The sequence below is a fragment of the Kitasatospora sp. NPDC090308 genome (assembly GCF_044769485.1).
In the GTDB taxonomy this organism is placed as follows: domain Bacteria; phylum Actinomycetota; class Actinomycetes; order Streptomycetales; family Streptomycetaceae; genus Kitasatospora; species Kitasatospora fiedleri.
Genome location: NZ_JBIVXY010000007.1, coordinates 242,155 through 265,879 on the forward strand (window position 1 = coordinate 242,155; position 23,725 = coordinate 265,879).

20 protein-coding genes are annotated in these 23,725 nt (G+C 75.1%); 5 read left to right on the top strand and 15 right to left on the bottom strand.

The genetic code is table 11. The features are described 5' to 3' along the window. Positions 1-4: 4 nt before the first annotated feature. The 5 genes from ACIQVD_RS19025 to ACIQVD_RS19045 form a co-directional block, all read right to left on the bottom strand. Entirely contained in the window at positions 5-352 is a 348-nt protein-coding gene (locus ACIQVD_RS19025) for a PRC-barrel domain containing protein (protein ID WP_402290489.1), read from the bottom strand. 216 nt (positions 353-568) lie between these two features. Next, positions 569-1,825, bottom strand: a complete 1,257-nt coding sequence (locus ACIQVD_RS19030) for a cytochrome P450 (RefSeq protein WP_400681575.1) — start codon at positions 1,823-1,825, stop codon at positions 569-571. Between the two features lie 590 nt (positions 1,826-2,415). Then, complete coding sequence (locus ACIQVD_RS19035; protein WP_400681086.1) at positions 2,416-2,955, bottom strand: GNAT family N-acetyltransferase; 540 nt, start codon at positions 2,953-2,955, stop codon at positions 2,416-2,418. Positions 2,956-3,158: 203 nt separating this feature from the next. Next, positions 3,159-4,592: an MFS transporter gene (locus tag ACIQVD_RS19040; protein ID WP_402290491.1), complete on the bottom strand. Its 1,434-nt coding sequence runs from the start codon at positions 4,590-4,592 to the stop codon at positions 3,159-3,161. A 126-nt stretch (positions 4,593-4,718) separates the two neighbouring features. After that, on the bottom strand, positions 4,719-5,267 hold the full coding sequence (locus ACIQVD_RS19045; RefSeq protein ID WP_402290493.1) for a MarR family winged helix-turn-helix transcriptional regulator: 549 nt from the start codon (positions 5,265-5,267) through the stop codon (positions 4,719-4,721). 270 nt (positions 5,268-5,537) lie between these two features. Between ACIQVD_RS19045 and ACIQVD_RS19050 the strand changes: the two genes are divergently transcribed. Beyond that, complete coding sequence (locus tag ACIQVD_RS19050; RefSeq protein ID WP_400681079.1) at positions 5,538-6,293, top strand: alpha/beta hydrolase; 756 nt, start codon at positions 5,538-5,540, stop codon at positions 6,291-6,293. Between the two features lie 48 nt (positions 6,294-6,341). Here the strand turns inward: ACIQVD_RS19050 and ACIQVD_RS19055 are convergent, their stop codons facing one another. The 5 genes from ACIQVD_RS19055 to ACIQVD_RS19075 form a co-directional block, all read right to left on the bottom strand. Further along, positions 6,342-6,956 (bottom strand): hypothetical protein, encoded by a 615-nt coding sequence (locus ACIQVD_RS19055; protein ID WP_400681076.1) that lies wholly within the window; start codon positions 6,954-6,956, stop codon positions 6,342-6,344. 188 nt (positions 6,957-7,144) lie between these two features. Beyond that, positions 7,145-7,909 carry a hypothetical protein gene (locus ACIQVD_RS19060; RefSeq protein WP_402290496.1) on the bottom strand — a complete coding sequence of 255 codons (765 nt, stop codon included), beginning with the start codon at positions 7,907-7,909 and terminating at the stop codon, positions 7,145-7,147. 163 nt (positions 7,910-8,072) lie between these two features. After that, complete coding sequence (locus ACIQVD_RS19065; RefSeq protein WP_402290498.1) at positions 8,073-8,978, bottom strand: hypothetical protein; 906 nt, start codon at positions 8,976-8,978, stop codon at positions 8,073-8,075. Positions 8,979-9,237: 259 nt separating this feature from the next. Beyond that, complete coding sequence (locus ACIQVD_RS19070) at positions 9,238-10,644, bottom strand: family 2B encapsulin nanocompartment shell protein (RefSeq protein WP_400681069.1); 1,407 nt, start codon at positions 10,642-10,644, stop codon at positions 9,238-9,240. A gap of 516 nt (positions 10,645-11,160) precedes the next feature. Next, a complete protein-coding gene (locus ACIQVD_RS19075; protein ID WP_402290501.1) occupies positions 11,161-12,105 on the bottom strand; it encodes an esterase/lipase family protein in 945 nt (314 codons plus the stop codon). Between the two features lie 638 nt (positions 12,106-12,743). Here ACIQVD_RS19075 and ACIQVD_RS19080 point away from each other — a divergent pair. Then, positions 12,744-13,754, top strand: a complete 1,011-nt coding sequence (locus tag ACIQVD_RS19080; RefSeq protein WP_402290503.1) for a helix-turn-helix domain-containing protein — start codon at positions 12,744-12,746, stop codon at positions 13,752-13,754. Between the two features lie 102 nt (positions 13,755-13,856). On the opposite strand, the gene ACIQVD_RS19085 is transcribed toward ACIQVD_RS19080, so the two are convergent. Then, positions 13,857-14,336 (bottom strand): winged helix-turn-helix transcriptional regulator, encoded by a 480-nt coding sequence (locus tag ACIQVD_RS19085; RefSeq protein WP_402290505.1) that lies wholly within the window; start codon positions 14,334-14,336, stop codon positions 13,857-13,859. Between the two features lie 133 nt (positions 14,337-14,469). On the opposite strand from ACIQVD_RS19085, the gene ACIQVD_RS19090 reads away from it, so the two are divergent. Continuing rightward, complete coding sequence (locus tag ACIQVD_RS19090; protein WP_402290506.1) at positions 14,470-15,942, top strand: MFS transporter; 1,473 nt, start codon at positions 14,470-14,472, stop codon at positions 15,940-15,942. Positions 15,943-16,090: 148 nt separating this feature from the next. Beyond that, positions 16,091-17,479, top strand: coding sequence for a serine hydrolase domain-containing protein (locus tag ACIQVD_RS19095; protein WP_402290509.1), 1,389 nt, complete (start codon positions 16,091-16,093; stop codon positions 17,477-17,479). A gap of 55 nt (positions 17,480-17,534) precedes the next feature. Here the strand turns inward: ACIQVD_RS19095 and ACIQVD_RS19100 are convergent, their stop codons facing one another. Continuing rightward, positions 17,535-18,728: an FAD-dependent oxidoreductase gene (locus tag ACIQVD_RS19100; protein ID WP_402290512.1), complete on the bottom strand. Its 1,194-nt coding sequence runs from the start codon at positions 18,726-18,728 to the stop codon at positions 17,535-17,537. A gap of 156 nt (positions 18,729-18,884) precedes the next feature. On the opposite strand from ACIQVD_RS19100, the gene ACIQVD_RS19105 reads away from it, so the two are divergent. Beyond that, on the top strand, positions 18,885-19,670 hold the full coding sequence (locus tag ACIQVD_RS19105; protein ID WP_402290514.1) for a TetR/AcrR family transcriptional regulator: 786 nt from the start codon (positions 18,885-18,887) through the stop codon (positions 19,668-19,670). A 217-nt stretch (positions 19,671-19,887) separates the two neighbouring features. Here the strand turns inward: ACIQVD_RS19105 and ACIQVD_RS19110 are convergent, their stop codons facing one another. The 3 genes from ACIQVD_RS19110 to ACIQVD_RS19120 are packed head-to-tail and all read right to left on the bottom strand — an operon-like array spanning position 19,888 to position 23,472. Next, entirely contained in the window at positions 19,888-20,367 is a 480-nt protein-coding gene (locus ACIQVD_RS19110; protein ID WP_400681052.1) for a MarR family winged helix-turn-helix transcriptional regulator, read from the bottom strand. Between the two features lies 1 nt (position 20,368). Continuing rightward, positions 20,369-22,129: an MFS transporter gene (locus tag ACIQVD_RS19115; RefSeq protein ID WP_402290517.1), complete on the bottom strand. Its 1,761-nt coding sequence runs from the start codon at positions 22,127-22,129 to the stop codon at positions 20,369-20,371. Between the two features lie 53 nt (positions 22,130-22,182). Then, positions 22,183-23,472, bottom strand: coding sequence for a cytochrome P450 (locus ACIQVD_RS19120; protein ID WP_402290519.1), 1,290 nt, complete (start codon positions 23,470-23,472; stop codon positions 22,183-22,185). Positions 23,473-23,725 lie beyond the last annotated feature (253 nt).

Consider the following 23,725-nt stretch of genomic DNA (forward strand, 5'->3'; position numbering starts at 1 on the left):
GCGGTCAGGCGGTGCCGAGGTAGTAGGCGCCGACGCTGCGGCGGTGGTCGTGGTCGTCGGCCGGTGCGCCCGGGGCGAAGTCGGGTGAGTTCTTGATCTCGTCCGTCATCCGGCTCAGCCAGACCGACCTGTCGTCGTGGTCGATCCGGGTGACGGTGCCCGCCGGGACGAGCACCACGCGGCCGAAGATCCACGGGCCGGTGTCGACCAACAGGTAGGCGTCGCCCACGTCCTCGCTGTGCTTGTCGACCTTGCCGATGCGGCCGTCCGCCGCCTCCACCCGGTAGTCCGTCAGGTCGACGCCGGTGGCGTACCCTTCGGCGTTCTCCCAGTCCCAGATCCCCTCGGCCATGACGGCCTTCCTCCCTCGTCGGTGGTTCCGTTTCCTGCTGCCACCGGCTACCCCCGGCCGCTGCCGCGATGCCCGTCCCGTCCTCGTTCCCCCCGATCGGGCGAGTGCGGCACGCGCCCTCCGCGCCCCGGCCGACCTCGGACTCCCCCACCGCGCGGCACCGTCGGCGGACCGGGGCTGCCGCCCGGGCGGCAGCCCCGGTCGCACGGGCATCTCCTAGACCTCGGCCGGGCCCTCCAGGAGGACCGGCAGGGTGCGGTGGCCGTTGGAGATCAGCGATTCGACCGGCTCCAGCGCGGTGCCCGGGGCGAGGGCCAGGCGCGGGAAGCGCTCGAACAGGGCGCGCAGGGCGGTGCGGGCCTCCAGGCGGGCCAGGGGGGCGCCGAGGCAGAAGTGCGGGCCGTGGCCGAAGGCGAGGTGGTCCTTGGCCTGCCGGGTGACGTCGAACTCCGCGCCGCTGTCGCCGTGCCGGGCGGGGTGGCGGCCGGCGGCGGCGTAGGAGGCCAGGATCGCCTCGCCGCGGTGGACGGTCAGCCCGCCCGGCAGCGCGATGTCCTCCAGGGCGTAGCGCATCGGGAGGTGCGCCAGGGGTGCCTCCCGGCGCAGCGACTCCTCGACCACGTCGTCCCAGCCCGCCCTGCCCGCGCGCACCAGGCCGAGCTGGTCGGGGTGGGTGAGCAGCAGGGCGACGGAGTTGTCGATCAGGTTGACGGTGGTCTCGTAGCCCGCGGCGATCACCAGCATGAGGGTGTCGAGCAGTTCGTCCTCGGTGAGGGCGCCGCCGTCGCCCTCGGTGTCGCGGGCGGCGATCAGCAGGGAGGTCATGTCCTCGCCGGGCCGTTCGCGCTTGGCGGCGACCAGCGTCGCGATCACCGCGTACAGGGCGGCGTTGTTGGCCTGGGACTGCTCCGGGGTGAGTGTGGTGTCGAAGACCCCCTCGGCGTACCGGCAGAAGCCGTCGCGCAGCTCGTCGGGCAGGCCGAGCAGGTGGGAGATGACCAGGATCGGCAGCGCGCGGGCCAGGTGCTGCCGCAGGTCGACCGGCACCCCGCCGGCGCCTTCGGCGGCGACCGCGTCGAGCAGCCCGGCCGTCATCCGCTCGATCCGGTCGGCCAGGGCGGCGACCTGACGGGGGGTGAGGGCCGCGCTCACCAGGCGGCGCAGCCGGCGGTGGTGCTCGACGTCCGTCGTCGACATGTTGCGGGCCGTCACCCATAGGGCCAGCGGCCAACCGGCCGCCACCTGCGGGTAGTCGGGCCAGTGCTGCGGGCCGTTCTTGGCGACCCTCGGGTCCTTGAGCAGCTCCTCCAGCAGGTCGGGGTCGGACACCGCCCACGCCTGCACCCCGAGGATGTCGGCGGGCGTGGCGGGCCCGCGCGCGATCAGCTCGGCGGTCTCGGCGTCCCGGGCCCGCCCGGTGGGGTCCAGGACGAGCACGGAGTGGTCGACCGGGCACTTCAACGGCCGGTTCAGCGGACGGTTCGACGAGTGGTCCGACGGGTGGTCCGACGGGGTCGGCTGGCTCTCCGAGCGGTTCTCCGACTGGCTTTCCACGAGGGCTCCTTCACGCGGGCCGAAGCGACGGGACACGAACACGTACGCGACAGTGGTCGGCGACGCACCTCGGCCAACGATCCGGCGCTCCGACGTACCCCGACTACCTCGTACGTGCCCGACCAGGAGCGCCGCCCCGGCGCCCGCCGGTACTCGCGCCCGCCTCCGAACCCCGGCCACGGCCTCGTGAGGGACGAGGGGCAGAGCGAGGCAGAGACAGGGGCAGGAACGGGGGGCGCGGGCGGCGCCGGCGCGGGGCGGCGGCGACCAGCCCGTCGAAGCGGGTCGGCAGGGCGTGGGTGCGGTCGTCCGGGGCGGTGGCCCCGTGCTGGGCGGGGAAGCGGCGGCCCGCCCGGCGGCCGGCGTTCTCGCGGGGGAAGAGGATCTCGCGCGGTTCCGGGTCCCCGGGCGCTCTCGACCGCGCGGACGTAGCGAGCCGGCGAGCGGGGCGGGCAGCTCGCCGGCCGCCGACGGACCGCGGGCGCCGGGCGGACCCGGTGTCGGCCCGGCTACGGCCTGACGTAGCGCCACATGTCGCGCGGGCGCCCGTCCACCACCTGGTGGGCGGGTCGTAGGCCGGTGCACCGGAAGCCGGCGCGTTCGGCGGTGCGGATCGATGCGGTGTTCCACGGTTCCACGGACAACTCCAGCCCTGGCACGCCCAGTTCGTCGAGCGCCCAGCCGACGACGGCGTCCAGCGCCACCTTGGCGGTGCCCCGGCCGCGGGCCGGGGCGGCCACCCAGTAGCCGACCGTCGCCCAGCCGCGCAGCGGCAGTTCGCCGACCCAGAGGCCGACGTGGCCGACCGCCCGGCCCGCCGGGTCGACGATCACGAACGGGTAGCCCGTCCCGATCTCGGTGCGCCGCCACTGGCGTTCCACGAACGCCGCCGCGCCCGACTCGGTGTACGGCGCCGGGACGGTGGTGATCAGCGGGATGTACGGGTCGGTGGACGCCTCCCGGATCAGGCCGGTGTCGTCCCGGCTCCAGCGGCGCAGCCGGAACCCGTGCGCGGCCGGGAGGTCGGGCATCGTCCGGGGCAGTTCCATGCCCGCCATCCTGCCGCACCGGAGGTCCACGGTTCCCGTCCGCCCGGGCCCGTTCCCGCACCGGGCTCGTCCGCACACCGACCGTCCCATCCGCCCGGGAGTCCGCCGCGACCGTCTCCGCCCCGTCCGACACCAGCGTGCGGGACGGCCAGGCCCGCTCCGCCGCCCGCCCGCCCGAGTGGGACCGCCGCCACGGCGGGGAGTCAGCGGGCGGCGGACGCGGGGGTGCGCAGGGTGCGCAGGGTGCGGTCGAAGGCGGTGAGGAGCAGGAAGAGCACGGCGGCGACCAGCATGATCCAGGCCAGCTGGTGCATGCCCGCGGTGCCCGCGTGCGGGCCGTACGCGGCGGCGGTCCCGGCGGAGGCGACCATCGAGCCGAGGTAGGCGAAGGTGCGCAGCAGCCCGGCGGAGGAGCCGGTGCGGGCGGGGTCGGACTGCAGGAAGACGGAGTTCTGCAGGGCGAGCCCGTTGGCGCCCTGCGGGATGCCGAAGACCACGGCCAGCAGCAGCAGCGCCCACAGCGGGCTGTGCACGCCGAGGGCGAGCATCAGCAGGCAGGCGGCGATCTGGCCGACGGCGCCGGTCAGCAGCATGGCCCGGATGCCGCCGCGCCGCCCGGCCAGGACCGAGACCCCGATGCCGACCAGGAAGGTCGGCGCCTGCACCAGCCCGGCCTGGATCGGGGAGAGGCCGAAGCCCTCCTCGGTCCACTGCGCGAAGCCGTACAGGAAGGCGTACGCGACGACGTACGCGGCGAGGGCGCGGGCGTAGGTGGTGAGCAGCGGGGTGTTGCCGCCGAGCACCTTGACGTCGATGAACGGGTGTTCGGCGCGGCGTTCGCGGACGGTGAAGGCGACGGCGGCGGCCAGGGTGAGCAGCGGCAGGTACCAGCGGTCGGTGTGCGGGTGCATCAGGAACAGCAGCAGCGAGAGCAGCAGGACCGCGAACAGCGCCATCCCGGGCAGGTCGATCCGCCGCAGCGGGCCCGGGTCGCCGGGTCGCCGCTCCGGCCGCTCCTGCGGTTCCTGCCGGGGCAGCCGGAGCGCGCCGAGGGTGACGGCGAGCAGCGACAGCGGGATGTTCAGCGCGAAGGTGCTGCGCCAGCCGCCGAGGCCGGTGAGCAGTCCGCCGAGCAGCGGGCCGACCACGGCGACGGTCTGGTTGGCGACGGCGAGCAGCGTGAGCACCCCGGCGGGGCTGTCGCGTCCGGTGCGCCGGGCCTCGGCGCGCAGCAGGGCCATCGCGGCGGGGTAGCCGGCGCAGGTGCCGAAGCCGAGGACCACCCGGGCGGCGATCAGCGTCCCGAGGTTGGGGGCGAGGGTGCCGACCACCCCGGCGACGCCGACCAGGCTGGTGCTGGCGAGGAACAGCCGGCGCGGCCCGAACAGGTCGATCAGCCGTCCCACCACGGGCTGCCCGAGCGCGGTGGCCAGGTACAGCGCGGACACCAGCCAGGCCGTCTGGGCGGGCGAGGCCCCGAGGGCGGCCCCGATCGGGACGAGGGCGACGGCGATGATGGTGGAGTTGATCGGGTTGAGGACGGAGCCGAGCACCATCGGGGGGACGAGCCGGCGGTCGATCGCGGGCGCCTCGGCCGGTACGGCGGGGGTGCTCGCGACGGTCTTGTGGTCGGTCATGGTGCTTCTGCCGCTCGCTGGGGGTGGAGTGTGGGGGGAGGGGGAGGTGAGTAGGGACGCGGGGAGGCGTGCCTTCCGGCCGGGTCGGCGCGGCCGGGTCGGCGCGATCGGGTCGGCGCGGTCGGGTCAGTCGTGCACCAGCCGTTCGAGGACGGCCATGGCCGCGATCACGGTCTGCCGCTCCTCCTCGGTGCACTTGCGCTGGAGTTCGGCGGCCAGCCACTCGCTGCGGGCCCGGCGGCCCTCCTCGCCGCGGCGCCGGCCCTCGGCGGTGAGGGCGATCAGCAGCCGGCGGCCGTCCTCGGGGTCGCGCCGCCGTTCGACCAGGCCCTCGGCCGCCAGGGCGGCGATGGTGGTGGCCATCGACTGGTGCCGCATCCCCTCGGCGGCGGCGAGGTCGCTGGTGGTGAGGCCGGCGCCCGCGCTGTCCAGCAGCCGTCCCACGGTGGACGCCTGGGTGAGGGTGAAGTCCCCGGTGCCGGCGGCGGCCCGGAGCCGGCGGCGGAGCTTCCCGATCACCGACCGCACCTGCTGCGAGGCGCGCACGGCGGACGGCTCGGGCCCGGGCGAAGGCGCGGGCGCGGGCGCGGGCGCGGGCGCGGGCGCGGGCGGGGGGTCAGAGTCGGGCGCGGGGTCGGAGTCGGGCGCGGCGTCCGGCTCGGGGGCTTCGCTCATGCTTCCCACCCTAGGTTTCCGCCCGCCGAATGTACAGTTTCCCTGTAGGTTTCCGGCCGGTCCCCGACCCCGGCCCCCGGCCCCCGCGCGGGGCCGTTTGGCAGGCCGCCACGGCCGCTGCTAGGTTGCCGGAGGCCGTGCGAGAGACCGAGGAGGTGGTACCCGTGAACGCAGTATCGACATGGGTGCTCCCCTCCGGGGCCACGGTCGGGCGTCAGTAGGTCGTCCGGGAGCGCCGTTACCTGAGCACTCCCGAAAGGCACCACCGCCATGAGCACCCTCCGCTTCACCTCCGAACGGCGTCTCGAGGACGGCGTCCTGGAGCGCGCCTTCACCCTCGGCGACGTCCCCGGCCTGCTGTGGACCCCCGGGTCCGCGCCGTCCGCCGACGGCACCACCCCGCTGATCCTGATCGGCCACCCGCCGCTCGGGCTGCGCCGGATGCACCCGCGCCTGGCGGGCCGGGCCCGGTACTACGCGGCGCGGCACGGCTTCGCCTCCGCCACCCTCGAACTCCCCGGCAGCGGCGAGCGGCCCCGCTGGGAGGCCGTCGAGCAGGCCCGCGCCGAGCTGCGCCGGGTGCTGGAGGCCGGCGAGCCCGTCAGCGGCGAGATCGTCGACGCGCTGGTCCTCCCGCTGGTCGAGCGGGCCGTCCCGGAGTGGCGGGCCGCGCTGGACGCCCTGCTCGCCCTGCCCGGCATCGACGGGCCGGTCGGGTACGAGGGCGGGGTGATCTCCGTCGGCATCCGGCTCGCCCTGGCCGACCCGCGGATCGCGGCGGCCGTCCTGTTCGCCGGGAGTTTCGTCCCCGCCGCCGTGTTCGAGGAGGCCCGCCGGGTCACCGTCCCGCTCCAGGTGCTGCTCCAGTGGGACGACGAGGGCAACGACCGGCAGGCCGCGCTCGACCTGTTCGACGCCTTCGGCTCCCGGGAGAAGACCCTGCACGCCAACCTGGGCGGCCACACCGGCGTCCCCGCGTTCGAACTCGACGCCGGGGCCCGCTTCTTCGCCCGCCACCTGAGGTAGCCCGCACTGCGGCGCCCCGGCCGCCGGGGCGCCGCCCCTCCCCGGGCCTCAGGGGAGGGCCACGCCGTATCCGGCGAGGCCGTCGCGGAGTTCCTCGCGGTCGGTGCGGACCAGCCGGCCGCCGGTGAAGTGGCGGTCGTCGGTGAGTTCGGCGACGCAGCCGGGCGGCGGGACGAACGTTTCTGCATCCTCGGCGGTGTCGAACTCCGCCTCGGCCAGCACCAGTCCGAGCAGCGGTCCCTCGAAGACGTCGACCCCGAGCGGGGGGACGCTCAGCCGGGTCTTGGTCAGCTCGGGGCCGGGCAGGGCCGCCCGCAGTCGGGCGTACTCCTGCTCGGAGAGGTACAGGTTGGTGATCAGGCCCTGGACCGCGCCGGGTTCGCCCGGGGGGACGGGGACCTTCTGGGTGAGCCTGTACGTGCACTCGCCGGTGTCGAGCCGTTCGACCCGGCGCAGCCGCAGCCGGGTGCCCTCGACGTACCGGTCGGTGATCCGGCGGGCGACGGTGACGGCGCCGGGGGCGGGCACCCGGGCGAGCAGGAAGCGGCGCTCCCGCTCGACCCTGGCGTACTTCCCCGCCGCCGCACCGCCGCACCCGTCCGGAACGGCCCCGCCACGCCCGTCCGCCGCCGTCGGCGTGCTCGTCGCGCTGTGCTTCCCCATGTCGTGCTTCCCCCTCGGGCTCTCCCCGTCGATCGCCCGCACCAGGCCCCCGTCGGCGTCGCGGGCGGTCGTCTCCAGCGTAGTGCGCGTGCCGCTCCGGTACGGCGCGCGCCACCCGGTGTTCCCGGGCTCCGGTCGGTTCCGTTCACCGGACGGACGGTTGACGCACCGAACCGGACACCGACCGGTCAGTTGCCCAGGAACGGGAACAGGTTGACGAAGGGGTCCGTGGTCACGGACACCCCGCGTCCGAACGGGTCGTCGAAGTCCCAGATCAGGAACAGCAGGAACCCGATCAGCGCGCTGAACGTGCCGGCCAGGACCAACTCGCGCCGCGAGCGGCGGATCTGGAGCGCGAACAGCATCCCGACGGTGACCAGCCCGCCGACGCCGAGGCCGAACCAGACCACCCCCGGCATGGTCGGGCCGACGTTGCCGCCCCGCGAGGTGCGGGCCTCGTCGGCGACCGCGATCTTGTCCATCATCGCCTGGTACGCCTGCGCCTCGATGTCGTTCTGCGGCTCCCGCTCGGCGACGTCGGTGCGCAGCTTGCCCAGCAGCTCGGTGCCCTGGGGGCTGATCTCCCCGTGGGTGCGCATGTAGTGCCACTCGGTGTCCACCACGAACGAGACGTAGGCGTCGACGTCCTTCCGGACCACGGCGCGGTAGTCGGCGGGGAACACCTCGGCCCGGGCGCTGACCTCGTGCAGCGACTGGGCCTCGGTCTGCACGTCGTCCTGCGCGGCGGAACGGGACTCCCAGACGCCGGCGATCGCCAGGCCCAGCACGATCGCGTAGACCACGCCGATCATCATGGTGATGTACTCGATGACGTCCGGCGTCTCCGAGGTGTCCTCGTCCTGGTCGGCCTTGCGGTGTCTCACCAGCACGACCGCGACGACGACCAGGCACGCCCCGGCCATCGCGAGGGCGAGTGCCAGCCATTCGGACATGACGGGTCCTCTCCTGAACAGTTGGACCGTCCGGCCCGGCAGGTCCGGTCCGGAGGGTGAACGGGGTCGGCGCGGGCCGACGGTGGTCGGCGCGGGCCGACGGTGGTCGGCGCGGGCCGACGGGGATCGACGGGAGCTGTCCGCCCGCCGCCCTGGCGGTGCGTCAGGAACGGCCGCGGCGTCCGGCGCCGCCGGACTTCCCGCGCGGGCGCAGCGCGGCCGCCGCGAGCACGGCGGGGACGGTGACCACCAGCATCCGGGTGGTGGTCGGGGTGCCGCGGCGCTTGGGCGCCTCGGCGGCCAGTGGCGGCGGCAGGTGCACGACCGGCGCGGGCCGGGCGGGTGCCGGGCTCGGGGCGGGCGGTGTCGGCGCGGGGCTCGGCGGCGGCGCGGGCGGCGGTGGCACCTCGGGGGTGGGCCGGACCGGGACGGGCGCGGGCTTCACGGGGACCACCGCCCGGGGCGGGGTCGGCGTGGGCGTCGGCACCGGCTTCGGGGTGGGCGCGGGGGTGGGCTTCGGCTTCGGCGTGGGGGTCGGCGTCGGCGTGGGCGTGGGCTTCGGGCTGGGCGTCGGCGTCGGCGTAGGTGTCGGGGTGGGTTTCGGCGTCGGGGTGGGCGTGGGCTTGGGGTGGCAGTGGTGCCCGTGCCCGTCCTCCCAGTGGTCGCCTCCCCCGCCGTGGCCCTGGCCGTTCCCGCCCTGCGGGTGGAGCGGGACGTCGACCCCGGCACCGACGTTCACCTCGACGTGCACACCGGCGGCGTCGACCGAGGTGTGCACCTTGATGCAGATGTCGAGCCGACCGTCCCCGTGCCCGCCGGGGCCGCGGGCGGCGGACGCGGCCTGGGTGGCGCCGGTGAGCACCGCGCAGACCACGGCGACGCCCGCCAGGGCCGCGGCGGTGCGCGCGCCGCGCCGCATCTGCGGGCGGGGGTGCCGCTGCCGGTGCGCCCGCGGGTTGCCGGTGCCCGCCCGGGCGTCGGCCCCGGCCCGAGCGCCGGTAGCCGCCCGGGTGCGTAAGGCCGCCGCCTCCGTTCCGCCGTCCGCGGGCGGCCGGTCGTTGCGCTGCATGGGCGTGGTCCAACCTTCCGAGTGGCTGTGCGCGATGGGCGTCTGAACTGCGGGGTTCCGGTGCGTCGCGCCCCGTCGCGGAACGGCCGGTCCGGCCGGAGCGCAGTCGAGGGCGCGTCGGAGGACCGGACCGTTCCGGCTGCGGCGGCAGCGTGCGCTGCTTGTGCAGAAACGGATCGGCATGATCAATCCGACGCACCCTCAACGTGGTGCGCCGCCGTTTGGTTACGGCCGGCGGCAGCCGTGGTCGGGCGGCCGCTCAGCGGTGCGCGATCTCCACGTTCTCCAGCACGCCGAGCGCGTCCGGGACCAGGATGGCCGCCGAGTAGTACGCGGTGACCAGGTAGTTGATCACGGCCTTCTCGTCGATGCCCATGAAGCGGACCGACAGGCTGGGCTGGTACTCGTCCGGGATGCCGGTCTGGTGCAGGCCGATGACGCCCTGGTTGTCCTCGCCGGTGCGCAGCACCAGGATGGAGCTGGTGTTCTCCGGGGTGATCGGGATCTTGTTGCAGGGCAGGATCGGGACGCCGCGCCAGGCCGGGACCTTGTGGCCCTGGAGGTCGACGGTGTCGGGGTACAGGCCGCGGGCGTTGAACTCGCGGCCGAGGGCGGCGATGGCCTTGGGGTGGGCGAGGAAGAACTCGGAGTCGCGGCGGCGGCTGAGCAGCTCGTCGAGGTCGTCGGGGGTGGCCGGGCCGGAGTGGGTCTGGATGCGCTGGTTGAAGGCGCAGTTGGAGAGCAGGCCGAACTCGCGGTTGTTGATCAGCTCGTGCTCCTGGCGCTCGCGCAGCGCCTCCACGGTGAGCTTGAGCTGCTGCTCGATCTGGTTCATCGGCTGGTTGTACAGGTCCGCGACCCGGGAGTGGACGCGGAGCACGGTCTGCGCGATGGAGAGCTCGTACTCGCGCGGCTTGAGCTCGTAGTCGACGAACGCGGTGGGCAGCAGGTGCTCGCCCTCGTGCCCGGCCGACATCGCGATCTCGGCCTCGCCCAGCTCGTTCTGCCGCTGGAGCGGGAGGCTGGCGAAGTCCCGGATGTGGGCCTGGAGGGTGTCGGACTGGGCGAGGACGGCCTCGAAGTCGGCCCGGCTGAGGGTCAGCAGGGTGCCGGCGGTCTTGGCGGTGGCGGTGTAGTCCCAGGTGGCGTCGGCGTCGAGCAGGGCGTTCTCGCCGAACCGGTCGCCGTCGCCGAGGACGCCGACCACGGCGTCGTCGCCGTACTTGCCGGTGGAGACCTGGTTGATCTTGCCGTGCGCGACCAGGTGGATCTTGTCGGACGCGGCGCCGCGCTCGACCAGCACCTCGCCGGCCCGGAAGTCGCGCTGCTGGCAGCGGTCGGCCAGGGCGGTGAGCACCTCGTCGTCCTCGTAGCCGCGCAGCAGGGCGAGTTCGCCGAGCTCCCGGGGGATGACCCGGACGTCGCCGCCGGTCTGGATGAATTCGACCCGGCCGTCGCCGACCGTGTAGGTCAGTCGGCGGTTGACCCGGTAGGTGCCACCGGAGGTCTGCGTCCACGGGAGCATCCGCAGCAGCCAGCGGGAGGTGATCTCCTGCATCTGGGGCGCGGACTTGGTCGTGGTGGCCAGGTTGCGGGCCGCGGCGGTGGTGAGGCTGGTCTGCTGGCGCTGCGCCTGCTGAGTCTCCGGGCTGCTGTCCACGGACATCGGGCCGGGCTCTCCTTCGTCTCGCACGGAAACTGACGGTCCGTCAGATCCGTGAGTGTGCTGGGGCATGGGCGGGGTATGGGCAGAGAAAGCGGAAAGTGTCGGCGGGGTTCGGAACCGCGCTGTCCAGCGCGCTCACCGCCGCCTCCGGAACACTAGATCGTTCCGGCCCGCGGATCGCCCGTGCGGCCCATCGTGCACCCGATTAGGTGAACCTTGGCCCGCGGAGGGTTGGCCGAGCTGACACTGCGTCAGGCCGCGCGCCCGGGTCCGGACCGGCTCCGGCCTGCGCCGCTGCCCGCCCGCGGGGCCGGACGCGCGAACGCCCCCGGCGGGCGGGGGTGCCGGGGGCTCGGGAGGGCGCACGACGGCGGCGGCGTTCACCACCGCCCGCCGGGCGCGCGGTGGGGCCCGGCTTCCGAGCCGCCGGGCCCCACCGTCACCGCCACCGCCTACCGCTGTCGCCGCCGTTTACCGCTTACCGCTGCGGCTGCGGCTGCGGGGCAGCGGTCCGGCCTAGAGCAGCGGCCCCGTCACCGGCAGCACCACCTGGCACGGCACCGGCCGCGGGTGCGCCGGGTCCAGCGCGTTCAGCACGTCCGTCAGCGCGACCGGGTCGTAGCCGATCTCCAGGTGCTCGGTGGCGTCCAGCGCGCACTGGTCCTGGACCAGGATGTTGGTGACGTGCGGGCCGGGCGGCAGGAAGGAGTTGGTGTACGGGGTGACCACCTCGTCGTACCTGGTGGCGATCACCGTGTACTCGACGCCGGGGACGGTCCCGCCGCCGGCGTTCAGCGCGGTGAGGAACGGCGAGCCGATCTCCTGCTCCACGCAGGCCGGGCAGGGGCCGGACAGGAAGTCGTTGGCGGGCTCCAGGATGCGCAGCTGGCGGCCGAGTTCGGTGAGGCCGTCCAGGGTGGTGCCGTAGTTGCTGGGGGCCAGGGCGACCAGCTTGCCGACCTTCGCCGCGCCGCCGAGGTTCTTCAGGTAGTAGCGCGGGAGCATCCCGCCCTGCGAGTGGCCGACCACGTCGACCTTGGCGGCGCCGGTCGCGGCCAGCACCCGGTCCACGAAGGCGGCCATCGTCCGGGCCCCGTCGGCGATCGAGCCGGTGCCCTGGACCGGTGAACCGGCCGACGGGCCACCGTAGTTGAAGGCGTAGACGCAGTACCCCTGGTTGGCCAGCAGCGGGGCCGCGCCGCCCCAGTTGTCGTTCTGGTTCTCCAGCGTGCCGTGCACCAGCACCACCGGGTCCGGGTGGGCCGCGGACGGCCGGCAGGACCAGTCGTTGGCGCCGTCCGGGCTCGCGCCGGGGAAGAGGAAGCCCTTGACGAAGCCGATCGAGAAGTGGGTCTCCACCGGCCGGTTGCCGCTCGCCGCCGCGGGCGGGGCTCCGGCGGCCAGCAGTGCCGTCGCCGCGAGTGCCGCGAGCACGGCCGCCCGTACGCTCTTTCTCCGCATTCCGTACACCCTCCGCCTGGTCGTCCGCTCGGTCGCCCGCCCCGCCGTCCGCACCGCGGTTCGCTCCGGCCGGCTCCGGTGCGCGCCGCCGTCCGTTTCGGTGCCGGAATTCGGTCGGCCGCCCCCGGGCTTTCCCGGGTCGCCATGAAGCTAGGAGCGGCTTGACGCGTCGTCAACACACGACGCACGCGTTCCCGGAAAGTCCATCCGAAGGTGCCAGGAATTCCGTCCCCCCTCCGGCGGAACTGTCATCCGGGTCAGTGTTTCCGCGCGCGCCGGGTGCCGTACGGGGACGCAAGCTTGTGCCGAACCTATTGACCGGCCGGTAACCCCGCCGCATACTCCCCCTGTCCCGGCGGAACCGGCCGCGCCTCCGCCGGAACGCCGCCGGAACACCAACGGACGGACGCCGGACGGACGCCGGACGGACGCCGGACGGACGCCGGACGGACGGATTATCGCTACCCCGAGGAGCGGAATTGGGCGGACCGTGGGAGGGGCTGCCACGCGATTTCTCCACCGAACTCAGAGCCGAACAGCAATCCCTCGCGACCGAGATCATCCGGGAGATCAGATCCGCCGTCCCGGAATTCTCCCGACCGCTCTCCGGGAAATTCGGCACCGGAATCCAGCAGGGCGTGGAGACCGCGCTGGCCGAGTTCACCGACCGGGTCGCCGGGCTGCCCGCGCCCGGTCCGCGCCAGTTGCGGGTGTACCGCTCGCTCGGGCGCGGCGAACTCTCCGAGGGCCGCAGCCTGGACGCCCTGCAGGCCGCGTTCCGGCTCGGGGCCCGGATCGCCTGGCGCCGGTACGCCCGGGTGGCCCGACGCCGCGGGCTGGCCGCGGAGCAGCTGGTCACCCTCGCCGAGGCGGTGTTCGCGCACATCGACGAGGTCGCCGCGGCCAGCGTCCAGGGCTACGTGGACGCCCGCACCGACCGGGCCGGTGCGCTCGGCCGGGCCCGCCACCGCCTGCACGACCTGCTGCTGGCGGGCGCCGACCCGGCCGAACTCGCCGCCGCCGCCCGGCTCGCGGACTGGCCGCTGCCCGCGCAGGTCGCCGCCGTCTCGCTCGACCCGGGCCCGGTGCACCGGCAGCCGTCCGCGCCGCCGGCCCGGCTGCCCGAGTACGTGCTGGCCGGGCTGGACGTCCCGCAGCCGCACCTGCTGCTGCCCGATCCGGCCGCCCCGCTCGCCGACCCGCAGCTCGCGGCGGCGCTGCACGGGCGCGGCGCGGTGATCGGCCCGGCGGTGCCGCCCGCCCTCGCCGCGCAGTCGCTGCGCTGGGCCCGGCTGGTCCGGGCCTCCCTGCCGGAGCCGCCGCAGCGCCCGGTCGACTGCCGCGAGCGCTACGCGGACCTGCTGCTGCTCACCGACCCCGCGCTGGTCCGCCTGATCGCCGAACGCCGGCTGGCCCCGCTCGCCCCGCTCACCCCCAAGCAGCGCGACCGGCTCGCCGCCACCCTGCTGGCCTGGCTCCAGACCGGCCGGGGCACCGCCCCCGAGGTCGCCGCCCGCCTGGGCATCCACCCGCAGACCGCCCGGCAGCGGCTGCACCGGGTCCACCAGCTCTTCGGGCCCGCCCTCGCCTCCCCCGACACCCGCCTCGAACTGGAGATCGCCCTCCGCGCCACCGCCACCACCCCTTGACGGCCCGCTCCTTGACGGCCCGTCCCTTGGCCCCGGGCCGCTTGGCCCCGGGCCGCCCCTTGGCCCAGGGCCGCCCCCCGGCTCCGGCCCGGGACGCGGCGGTCAGTCGGCGGCGGGCCCCTGGAGGGTCCAGCCCGCGGCGGCGACCTCGGGGTGGATGTCGTCGGGGTCGACGGTTTCGCCGCAGTGGTCGCAGACCCGGCGCAGGGCGAAGTCGTGCTCGTGGTGGCGCAGCCGCATGGGCGGCTCGGTGGTGAGCCAGCGGTCGCCCCAGCGCAGCAGTTCGCGGATGACGCCGAGCAGGTCGCGGCCGGCTTCGGTGAGGTAGTAGCCGTCGTGCCGGGGGTCGTCGGGCAGCGGGCGGCGTTCGAGGATGCCGTCGGCGACCAGGCTCTTCAGCCGGGCGGAGAGGCGGTCGGTGGGGGCGGCGGTGTTCTTGGCGATCTGGCGGAAGCGGTGGTTGCCGAGGGAGACCTCGCGGACGGCGAGCAGCGACCAGCGGTCGCCGACGACCTGGAGGGAGGCGGCGATCGAGCAGGGGCGGCCGGGTACGCCGTAGGGGTCGACGTGCGGTGTGGTCATGGGACCAGCCTCCCTCGGATCGGTTTGACAATCAAAGTCTAGGCGGCGGCCCGACCATTGCGGTTTGAATATCAAACCGACTCGTGCTTACCTGAGCCCCATGACTCGGTCGGTTTGGTTTTCAAAGCGCCATGTGGCGTCGACGGTGGTCCTGCTGGCGGTCTTCATGACCAACCTGGACCTGTGGATCGTCAACGTGGCCCTGCCCGCCATGGGCACCTCGTTCAGCACGGCCCAGGGCCAGGCCGTCACCCTGGGCTCCCTGTCCTGGGTCCTCAACGCCTACGCCATCGTCCTCGCGGCGCTCCTGGTCGTCGCCGGGCGGCTCGGGGACCGGCTGGGCCAGCGGCCGGTGTTCCTCGCCGGGGTCGCCGTCTTCACCCTCGCCTCGCTGGCCTGCGCCCTCGCGCCGAGCCTCGGCTGGCTGGTCGCGGCCCGCGTCCTGCAGGCGGTCGGCGCCGCCGCCCAACTGCCCACCTCGCTGGCCCTGCTGCTGGCCACCGTCCCGGCCGAGCGGCGCACCCGCGCCACCCGCAACTGGGCCGCCATCGGCGGCCTCGCGGCGGCCGCCGGGCCGGTGGCCGGGGGACTGCTGGTCCAGGTCGACTGGCGCTGGATCTTCGTGATCAACGTCCCCATCGGCGTCGCCACCGCCCTGGCCGGCCTGCGCGCCCTGCCGGCCGCCACCCGCCGGGAGGAGGGACGCCTGCCCGACCTGCTGGGCGCGCTGCTGGTCACCCTCGCCGTCGCCGCCCTGTCCGGCGCCCTCGTCCAGGGCCCCGACTGGGGCTGGACGAACGCGAGGACCCTGCTGCTCGCCGCCGCCGCGCTGGCCGCCGGGGCCGCGTTCGCCCACCGCTCGCTGCGCCACAGCCACCCGCTGTTCGAACTCCACCTGCTCCGGCTGCCCCGCTTCGGGACGGCCGGCGCCGGCACCTTCGTCTTCGGCGTCGCCTTCGCCGTCATGCTGCTGTCCAACGTGCTGTGGTGCCAGGAGGTCTGGCACTGGAGCGCGCTGCGCACCGGCGTGGCCATGGTGCCCGGCCCCGCCCTGGTGCCCGTCGTCACCCTGCTCACCGCCCGCGCCGCGCAGCGCCTGGGCCACGGCCCGCTGGTCGCCGCCGGCGGCGTGCTCTTCGCCGCCGCCATGCTCTGGCGCGCCGCCTTCGCCTCGCTGACCCCCGACTACGGCAGGGACCTGCTGCCGAGCATGGTCCTGAGCGGGATCGGGGTGGGGCTGGCCCTGGGCACGCTGGTGGCCGCCGGTGTCGCCTCGCTGCCCGCCCACCGGGCGGCCACCGGGTCCGCCCTGGTCAACTCGGTGCGGCAGATATCCGCGACCGTCGGCGTCGCCCTGCTGGTCGCCGTCGTCGGAGCCGAGACCGGCCCCGCCCAGCGCCAGGACTTCCGCCTCGCCTGGCTCGTCGCCGCGGCCCTCGCCCTCGTCACGGCCGGCATCGGTCTGCAACTCGCCCGTGCCACCGCCCGCGCCGGCACGGAGGCGGGTGGGGGCACGGGCCAGGACACCAGCGGGGACGCGCGCGCCGCGTCGGACGCGGGCGGCCCGCGGGCAGCGACGGCGTCCGGACCGACCGACACCCGCTGACCCGGGTCCGACGCCCGGTCGGGCACCCGACCTGCCGTCAGGTCGGGTGCCCGAGCCGCGCGCAGGCGGCCGACCCGCCCCCGCCGCCGACCGTTCGTCGGCGCAGCACTACCATCGGGCCGACCGGCACGGCGGGAGGGGCCACAGGATGCTGAACGGGCTGGAGTCGCTGGAGTCGCTGGATTCGCTGGACGAGGTGTGCGGGCGGGTGCTGGCGGAGACCGGCTGCCCGTCGGTGAGCGTGGCCGTCGCGGCGGGCGAGGAGCTGGTGCTCGCCCGGGCGTACGGGTGGGCGGACGTGGCGGCGGGGCGGGCGGCGACGCCCGGGACGGCGTACGGGCTGGCCTCGACGACCAAGGCGTTCACGGCGCTCGCGGTCTGCCTGGCCGCGGACCGGGGCCTGCTCGACCTGGACGCGCCGCTGCCGGGCCGGTTCGAGCGCACGGCCCCGACCGCCCGTCAACTGCTCCGGCACCGCGGCGGTTTCCCCGCCTACTACGACTTCCGCTACACCCCCGGCTCCCCCGACGCCGCGCCCGCCCCCGGGTACGGGCCGATCGACATCGACCGCTACCGCAGGCAACTGCACGAGCCGGGCGGCGAGTTCGAGTACGCCAACCTCGGCTACCACGAGCTGGGCCGGCTGCTGACGGCCGTCACCGGGCGGGAGGTGGGCGCGCTGCTGCGGGAGTGGATCGCCGAGCCGCTCGGGCTGGACGGCTTCGCCTTCGGCGCCGCCCACCCCGGGCCGGGGCCGGCCGCGGTGCGGTACACCCCGGACGGGCGGGTCTACCCGACCTGCCACACCGGGCATCCGGCGGCGACCGCCGGCTGGGCGACCGCCGCTGACGTCGCGCTGTTCGCCCGTCGCTCGCTCGGGCTGCCGGCGCCCGGGACGGCCGCGGCGGTGCACGACGCGCCCGCGATCCTCGGTGCCGGGAGCCTCGGGTACGGGCTGGGGCGGGTCGTCCAGCGGACGGCGGACGGGGCGGTGATCAGCAGCCACGGCGGCGGGATGGGCGGTGTCGCGTCGATGATGATCGACCTGCCCGGGCGGGGGCTCTCGGTGGCCGTCCTCGCCAACTCGACCGACAAGTCCGCCCGGGACGCCGTGGTCGCGTACCTGATGGGCGCGCTGGCCCCCGAGTTCGATCCCCGCCACTGCGCCCCGGGCGTCGAACCGGACCTGCCCCTCACCCTGGCCCCGGGCACCTGGTCCGGGCAGGTCAGCGCTCCAGGCGCCACCGTCCCGCTGACGGTCGCCGTGCTGCCGGAAGGGCGGGTCGAGGTCCGGCTGGCCGACCACCCGCCGGTGACCGTCCCGGCCGTGGCCTCCGCCCGCTGGGACGTCCGCCTCGTCACCCCGCTCCAACTCCCCACCCCCGACGCCCTGTTCAACAGCCCCGCCACCGGGCTCGAACTACGGCTGCGGGACGGCGACCTGACCGGCCGGGCGACCGCCTTCAAGGGCGGCGACCGGGAGGGCTTCCTCGGCCCCTACCTCCCCCACCCCTGCGAACTGCGCCGCGCGGCCTGACACTTCACTCCCCGAACTGCCCGAACTGCCCGCGCTCCCCCGTGCTCCCCGCACCTCACTCCCCGCGGAAGAACGCGGCGACGGCCTGCGCTCCCCCCGGAGCGGTCATCATCGCCAGGATCCGGGCCGCCCCGTCGGCGGCCCGGGCCGTCCGGGTGAACATCTCCTCCTCGTAGGCGCGCAGCGCGGCGTCGGCGTCCTCGGCGCCACCGGTGTCGCCGGCGTCACCGGTCTCGCCGGTGAGCGCGGTGGCCAGTTCCAGCGCGTCGCGCATCGCGGCGTTGGCGCCGACGCCGACGGGGGGCATCAGGTGGGCGGCGTCGCCGAGCAGGGTGAGGCCGGGGCGGTGCGGCCAGCGCAGGCCGACCGGGAGGGCGGTCAGCGGGCGGGGGGTGAGCGGGCCGGTGCAGGCGGCGATCAGGGCGCGGCACTCGGGCGTCCAGTCCGCGAACAGCGGGAGCAGCGCGGCCCGGGCGGCGTCGGGGCGGTCGAACGGGATGCCGCAGGTGGTGAGCCAGTCAGCGGCACCGTCGGCGGGGCCGTAGAAGGACAGGCCGACCCGGACGGAGCCGTCGCCGCAGCGCTGGGCGGCGAGCGAGCGGCCCTGGCCGATCACCCAGTAGCTGCCGCGGCCGACGACGGCGGCCAGCTCGGGGTGGGTCAGGTCGATGGCGGGGACGGCACCCTCCACCGTGTTGACGCCGAGGTGGTCCGGCACGGCCGGGGTGAGCAGCGGCCGGACCCGGGAGCGGGCGCCGTCCGCGCCGATCAGCAGGTCGCAGTCGGCCCGGCTGCCGTCGGTGAACTCCAACTGCCAGCCGCCGGAGCCCTCTTGGACCGGGGTGGCGGTGCGCAGGGCGCGGCCCCAGGCGACCGTTCCGGACGGGAGGGAGTCGAGCAGCAGGTCGCGCAGGTCGGCGCGGTCGATCTCGGGGCGGAGCGCGGGTGCGCCGTCGGGGGTGTCGTCGCGGTGCAGCAGGGTGCCGGTGTGGTCGAGCAGCCGCATGTCCTCGCCCTCCGGGCGGGCGTACCGGCGGAACGCCCGCGTCAGGCCGGCCGCGCGCAGGGCGAGTTGGCCGGTGTCGGCGTGCAGGTCGAGCGTGCCGCCCTGGGTGCGGGCCGCCGGTCCGGCGTCGCGTTCGTAGACCGTGGTCCGGATGCCGCGCACGGCGAGCAGCCGGGCCAGCGTCAGCCCGCCCGGCCCGCCTCCGACGATCGCCACGTCCACCCCGCCTGCCGTACCCGCCATGTCCAGCTCTCCCCGTTCACGTGTCCGCTCGTCCGTCCGATACACCGTATCGTGTCGATACGGTGTATCACCAGCGTTCGCCGTATCGTGATCACCGCCGTCCCGTCCCCTCCCCTCCCTGCCCCGCCCCCGCTCCTTCCGATCGGAGACCGCCCCATGCCCTCCCGTCACGACGACGCCGCCGGAGCCGGACTGGTCTGGGAGCGCCCGGAGCCGCCGGCGCGGCGGACGCCGGGGCCGCTGAGCCGGGCGCTGATCGTCGCGGCGGCGCTCGAACTGGCCGACGCGGACGGGCTGGAGGGGGTGTCGATCCGCCGGGTCGCGGCGGCGCTGGAGGTCGGCCCGATGCGGCTGTACGGGTACGTGGAGACCAAGGCCGAGCTGCTGGAACTGATGGTGGACGCGGTGTACGCGGAGATCGCCCCGGACCCGGCCGACGACCGGCCTGGCCGGACCGGGCGGCCCGCCCGTCCCGTCCGGTCGACCCGTTCCGGGGAGTGGCGGGAGGAGCTGCGGGCGATCGCCGGACGGTACCGGGCGGCCGCGCTGCGGCACGAGTGGTTCATCGACCTGCTGGGCGGACGGCCGCACCTGGGCCCGAACGCGCTGGCCGCGCGGGAGGCGGCGCTGGCCGTGGTGTGGAGCGCGCCGGGCTTCGCCGGGCGGCCGACCGAGGTGCAGCAGGCGTCGGGTGCGTTCCACGCCTACCTGGCGGGCCGACTGCGGGTGGAGGTGGCGCAGCGCCGGGCGGAGCGGGCGCACGGGCAGTCGGACGACGAGTGGCAGCGGGCGATGGGGCCGTACGTGATGCGGGTGCTGGCGGCGGGACGGCACCCGGTGATGGCGGAGGTGATGGCGGCGGCCGACCACCTGGCCCCGGGCGAGGAGTTCGCGGCGGGGCTGGAGCTGGTGCTGGACGGGATCGCCGCCCGGGCGTCCTGATCCGGGACGCGAGACGCGAGACGCGAGACGCGGTCCGAGCGGACCCGCGAACGCCCCCGGCCACCGTGCCCCCGGAACGGTCGCGCTCCGGCCGCTCCCCGCCTCCGCTCCCCGCCGCCGCCCGCCGCCCCGCCCGCTCGGGAGACCACCGGGGCCTCCGGGGGCGGGCGGCAGCGATCGGCAGCGGGCGGCAGCGATCGGCGGCGGTCGGCAGCGGTCAGAGGTCGAACGACACCAGGTGTTCCAGCACGGGCAGCGCCGCCATCAGCGTCCGCCGCTCCCCGTCGGTGAGTTCGGCGGTGCGGCGGGCCAGCACCTCGGAGCGCTGGCGGCGGATGCGGGCCAGCAGTTCGGTTCCCTCCGGGGAGAGTTCGACCAGGACGGAGCGGCCGTCGTTGGGGTCGGGTACCCGGCTGACCAGCCGGGACTCGACCAGGGGGGCGACGGTGCGGGTCATCGACGGGGCGGCGACCCCTTCCAGCGCGGCGAGTTCGCCGAGCCGGATCGGGCCGTGCTGTTCGATCCGGGCCAGCGCGGACTGCTGGGCGAAGGTGAACTCCTGCCGGTCGGAGGCCTGCACCAGTTGCCGGTGCAGCCGGGAGATCACCAGCCGCAGCCGCACCACCTCGGCCGGGTCGAGCCCGCCCTCGCCGCCCTGCCCCACGCCCGCACTCCCCTGCCGCGCCGTCTCGTTCACGTCAGGCCGTTCGCCGGGACACCGCGGTGTCCCCGTCCGGCGCGGCGGCGGCGCCGTCCTCGGGCGCGGGGGCGGCCGGGACGGCCTTGCGGCCGCGCAGCAGCGAGGCCGCCGCGGCGACCAGGGACATCGCGATGGCGAGCGAGAAGACCACCATCAGGCCGTCGTGGAACGGGCCGGAGATCAGGTGCGGGAAGAACTCCCGGCCGGTGAGGGTCTGCGCGTTGGCGGCGGGCAGGCCGGAGAGAACCTGCGGGCCGAGCAGTTCGTGGATCGGGTTGTAGCCGAGGAAGGCCGCGAACAGCGTTCCGACGGGCGGCAGTTGGGCCACCGCGTGGGCGTCCGCCGGGGAGACGCCCTGGCCGGTGAGCCCGTCGCTGAGGGTCTGCGGGAGCGAGCCGGCCAGGCCGGCCACCATCAGCGAGAAGAACACGCCGATGGAGAGCACCATGCCGGCGTTCTGGAAGGTCGCCCGCATGCCGGAGGCGGCGCCGCGGTCGGCGGCCGGCACGCTGGACATCACCAGGGCGGTGTTGGGTGCGGCGAACAGTCCGCCGCCGAGGCCGTTGAGGAACACCAGCAGAGCAAACCACACGTACCCGAAGTCGGTGGGGAGGACCAGCAGCCCGGCGAACGAGGCGGCCATCACGACCAGGCCGCCGGCCGCGAACAGGCGGGCCCCGAAGCGGTCCGAGAGGTAGCCGGCGATCGGGCCGGCGGCCAGGAAGCCGATGGTCAGCGGCACCAGGTAGATGCCCGCCCAGAGCGGGGTCTGCTCGTACTCGTAGCCGTGCAGCGGCAGCCAGATGCCCTGCAGCCAGACGATCAGCATGAATTGGAGGCCGCCGCGGGCGATCGAGCCGAGCAGCGTCGCCAGGTTGCCGCCCGCGAACACCGGGTCGCGGAACAGGCGCAGCGGGAACATCGGCTCGGCGACCTTCGCCTCGATCGCGCAGAACGCGACCAGCACGGCCGCGCCGCCGATCAGGCCGGTCAGCACCCAGGGGTTGGTCCAGCCCATGGTGTGGCCGCCGTACGGCTGGATGCCGTAGGTGATCGCGGCGAGCAGCGCGGTGAGGCCGACGGCGAAGCTGACGTTGCCCCACCAGTCGATCTTCCCGGGGCGGCGGACGCCGGTCTCGTGCAGCGAGCGGTAGGCCCAGACGGTGCCGATGATGCCGATCGGGACGTTCACCCAGAAGATCGACCGCCAGTTCCACTCGGCGAGGACGCCGCCGAGGACCAGGCCGATGAACGAGCCGGCGATCGCGGCGACCATGTTGACGCCGAGCGCCATGCCGCGCTGCCGGGCCGGGAAGGCGTCGGTGATGATGGCCGCGGAGTTCGCCATCAGCATCGCGCCGCCGACCGCCTGCACCACCCGCCAGCCGATCAGCCACAGCGCGCCACCGCCGCCGCCCATCGGGTCGAGCGAGAGGATCACCGAGGTGACCGTGAAGATCAGGAAGCCGGCGTTGTAGATCCGCACCCGCCCCCAGATGTCGCCCAGCCGGCCGAGCGTCACCACCAGGACGGCGGTGACCAGCATGTAGCCCATCAGCATCCAGAGCAGGTAGCTGACGTTGCCCGGCTCCAGCGGGTTGAGGTGGATGCCGTTGAAGATCGCCGGCAGCGAGATCAGCACGATCGAGGAGTTGATCGTGGCGATCAGCATGCCGAGGGTGGTGTTCGAGAGCGCCACCCACTTGTAGCGCGGGTGTTCCGCGCCGATCCACCGTTTCTTCGTGTCCACGTCCGCCATCTCCTGCCCGCCCCCTGGGAAGCCGTGATGATAGTTAGCTGATGTGAACTAAATTACTGCGCGACCGCCTCCCCCCGCCACCCGTCCCGGATGGTGGACCCGGGGCCGCCGTGCAGCAGGACCGGGAGTTCGCGGGGGCCGTTGGAGATGAAGGACTCCAGCGGGCGCAGTCCGTCGGCGGGGACGGCCAGGGTGAGGCGGGGGAAGCGGTCGAAGAGGGCGGCGAGCGCGATCCGGGACTCCAGGCGGGCGAGTTCGGCGCCCAGGCAGTAGTGGACGCCGTGGCCGAAGGAGAGGTGGTCGCGCCGGGTGGCCCGGGTGTGGTCGTAGCGGGCGGCGTCCTCGCCGTGCAGGGCGGTGTCGCGGCCGGTGGCGAGGAAGTTGACCACCAGCAGGTCACCGCGGGCGAAGGTCAGGCCGGTGGCCTCGTCGTGGACGTCCTCGACGGCGAAGCGCGGGAGGATGTTGGCCACGGGCGGCTGGAGCCGCAGGGTCTCCTCGACGGCGTCGGGCCAGCGGGCCGGGTCGGTGCGGAGCGCGTCGAGCTGCCCGGCGTGGGTGAGGAGCTGGACGACGGCGCTGCCGAGCAGGTTGACGGTGGTCTCGTGGCCGGCGCCGATGAGCAGCAGCAGGCTGTCGAGGAGTTCGCGCTCGTCCAGACCGGTGCCGGTCTCCTCGTCGCGGGCCTGGATCAGCGCGGTGGTGACGTCCTCGCCGGGTTCCGCGCGCTTGGCCTCGACCAGCAGGGCGAGTTGGGCGTAGACGGCCTCGGCGTTGCGCAGCGCCTCCTCGGGGCCGGTGGCGGTCTCGAAGAGCCGGCCGATCGTGGAGCGGAACGCGTCGTGCATCGAATCGGGCACCCCGAGCAGGGTGTTGACCACCATCAGCGGCAGGACCCAGGTGAACTCGGCGCGCAGGTCGACGACCCGGCCGGGCGGGTGGGCGGCGAGGCGGTCGAGCAGGTCGGCGGCGATGGCCTCGATCCGGGGGGTGAGGGCGCGGATGCGGCGGGCGGTGAAGGCGGGGCCGATCAGGCGGCGCAGTCGGCCGTGCTCGTCGCCGTAGGCGGTGAGCGCGTTGCGGACGTCGGTCCACATCCGCAGCGGCCAGTCGGCGGGGATCTCGCCGGCCAGGTCGGCGCTCCAGTGCCGGCGGGCGTCCTTGGAGATCCGGGGGTCGGTGAGCAGGCGTTTGATCAGGGCGGGGTCGGTGACGGACCAAGCGGGGACGCCGCCGGGGAGTTCGATCGGCGCGGCCGGTCCGGCGGCGCGCAGGGCGGCGGTCTCGGCGTGCAGGTCGGCGCCGGCGGGGTCGAGTCGGTACGGGCAGCGCTGAGTGTCCATCAGGGGGCTTCTCCGGTACGGGTGTCGGTCCTGGGCAGGCCGATCGGGCCGCCCGTCCGGACGGCCCGATCGCGTGATCGTTTCGGACTGTACCTGTCAGTTTCCTTCGCCGGGCCGGGTTTTCCGACCTCCCCCGCCTCCCTCCGGTTCTGCCGTGTCCTCCCGCTCCGCCGTCGAACGGCCCGCGCCGCCCGGCCCCGCTCCGCCACCGAACGATCCGGCCGGACGACCGGCCGGACACCCCTCCACCGCC